This is a genomic window from Bradyrhizobium sp. 23, assembly GCF_023073295.1.
In the GTDB taxonomy this organism is placed as follows: domain Bacteria; phylum Pseudomonadota; class Alphaproteobacteria; order Rhizobiales; family Xanthobacteraceae; genus Bradyrhizobium; species Bradyrhizobium canariense_D.
In genome coordinates this window covers 85,801-87,656 of the sequence record NZ_JADPJF010000089.1, presented here as the reverse complement: position 1 = coordinate 87,656, position 1,856 = coordinate 85,801, and the positions used below count along the sequence as shown (strand labels likewise).

The 1,856-nt window shown below is 62.0% G+C and carries 2 protein-coding genes; both read left to right on the top strand.

Going from position 1 to position 1,856, the window contains the following annotated elements:
• The coding region (locus IVB32_RS22470; protein ID WP_256466593.1) for an MBOAT family O-acyltransferase at positions 1-777 on the top strand (777 nt) is incomplete at its 5' end.
• Positions 777-1,856 (top strand): hypothetical protein (locus IVB32_RS22465; RefSeq protein WP_247411454.1); only part of this gene is annotated, 1,080 nt, incomplete at its 3' end. The genes IVB32_RS22470 and IVB32_RS22465, both read left to right, overlap by 1 nt.

The window sequence follows — 1,856 nt, the reverse complement described above, 5'->3', positions numbered from 1 at the left end:
CGCGCGCCGAGTTTTGATCAGGCCTGGCTCGGTGCACTCGCCTACACGTTCCAGCTCTATTTCGACTTTTCCGGCTATTCCGACATGGCGATCGGGATATCGCTGATGTTCGGCATCTTCCTGCCGGTCAATTTCAACTCGCCCTACAAGGCCACCAGCATCGTCGAGTTCTGGCGCCGCTGGCACATGACGCTGTCGCACTTCCTGCGCGACTATCTCTACATCCCGCTCGGGGGCAACAGGCGCGGGCGCGTGCTGCGCTACATCAACTTGCTGCTCACGATGCTGCTCGGCGGGCTCTGGCATGGCGCGGCCTGGACTTTTGTCATTTGGGGCGCCCTGCATGGCGCCTATCTCTGTATCAATCACGCTTTCAACGCGCTGGTGCCGAATGTTCCGAAGTGGCTCGCGCACCCGACGCGTGTCGCCGGAGCCGTGCTGACATTCCTCGCCGTCGTTGTCGCCTGGGTCTTCTTCCGTGCCGAACGGGTCGATTGGGCAATGCGGATTGTGAATGCGATGGCCGATCCCTCCAACATCGTGTTCGGCCGCGAGGAGATTGCGGCGTCGGTGATGGTCACGATCTATGCCGCGCTGGTGTGGCTGGCGCCGAACACGCAAGGACTCATGGGGTACGACCACGCCAATCGCAGGGTCGGCGACGGCCTGATGTCCGGACGGATGCGGCCGCTGGTCCTCTATGGTGCGTCGCTGGTGCTTGCGTTCGGGATTTTGGGTATCCAGAGCCACAGCGAATTCATCTATTTCCGGTTCTGATGCGCGGCGCGTTCACAAATCCAGGGCGTCTTCTCCTCGCGAGCATCGCGTGCGTGCTGGGCGCGGCTGCGCTCACCTATGTCATCGATCCCCTGCAACTGTTTCGGCCTTCGCGTCTCGTCGCGCCGTTCTATTCCGATGACACGCGCGTGCAGAATGCCGGGCTGATCCGCAGCCAGTCGTTCGATACCGCGTTCATGGGCACCTCGCTCGCGATCCATTTCCGCCAGAGCGACATCGACCATGCCCTCGGCGTGCACTCGCTCAAGCTGGCGATGACCGGCTCCAATTCGTGTCAGCAGGGCTTTGTGCTCGAGCAGGCCATCGACCGCGGCGCGAAGCGCGTGATCTGGGCGATGGACGACTTTATCTTTGTCGATGCTGCCGACATCGAGACCGATCCTTATCTCGCTGCCGATCTCTATCGCGGGACGGCAAAGGGGATCGCGTCCTATCTGTTCAGTGCGGCGATGGCGAAGGAATCCCTGTTCGCATTGCTGCGGTCGGTTCCGCCGCTGCGGGAGCCGCTGACCCGGGCGGCGCCTTTTCTGCCCGTCAAGTTTGCGCTTGAAGACGTCGACGACATTTATGCGTTGCCGCGCGATATCGACGTCGCGCGCGCCTATAATGCGAAAAGGACGCTCGCGGCTTTCGCCTATATCACCGATCCCGTGCGCAGCCGTTTTCTCGGCGAAGGCTATCGTTACGACGCGATGGTCCGGCATTTCGAGCGTGACGCCGTCGGCCTGATCGCGCGCCATCCGGACGTGACCTTCGACATCTACTTCCCGCCCTATTCGATCCTGCAATTCGTCGCGATGCGCGACGCTTCGCCTGCGACGCTGAAAATCGTCACGGACCTCACGGCCGTCATTGCGCAGCGCCTGACGCAGCTTCCCAATGTGCATCTGTACGATTTCCGGGCGATCAAGGACGTGACGCACGACCTCGACAATTACGGCGACGTCATCCACCATTCGCCGGTGATCGATGCGAAGGTGCTGTCGTGGCTGGCGCGTGGGGAGTATCGGGTCGATCCGACGGCGCCACTTGCCTCGCTGGACGCGTTGAAGGCGCAG